The following is a 232-nucleotide window of genomic DNA, read 5'->3' as shown; positions in this document are numbered from 1 at the left end:
GCCGTCCGCGGTGACGGCGCAAATGCAGCGACTGGAAGAAATCGTCGGCGAGCCGCTGCTCGCGCCACAGGGCAGGGGGCGCGGGCTGACGCCGGCCGGCGAAGACCTTGTCGGCCATGCGCGGCGTATCCTTGCCGTCCACAGCGAGGCCTGGCCGGCGCTGAAAGGGGCGCGAGCCGGCGGCCGCATAGCCATCGGCACGACGCAGGACTTTGCCGATCACGGCTTGCCG

General features: G+C 72.0%; 1 protein-coding gene. It reads left to right on the top strand.

Features of this window, described 5'->3' with window-relative positions; genetic code table 11:
* Positions 1-232, top strand: a 232-nt coding sequence (locus EOD29_RS35370) for a LysR family transcriptional regulator (RefSeq protein WP_127248941.1), incomplete at both ends; no start/stop codon positions are given.

Origin of the sequence: Mesorhizobium sp. M1A.T.Ca.IN.004.03.1.1, assembly GCF_003997555.1 — a bacterium.
In the GTDB taxonomy this organism is placed as follows: Bacteria; Pseudomonadota; Alphaproteobacteria; order Rhizobiales; family Rhizobiaceae; genus Mesorhizobium.
Note: the sequence above shows the minus strand (reverse complement) of the source record. Positions and strands in the feature narration are given on the sequence as shown.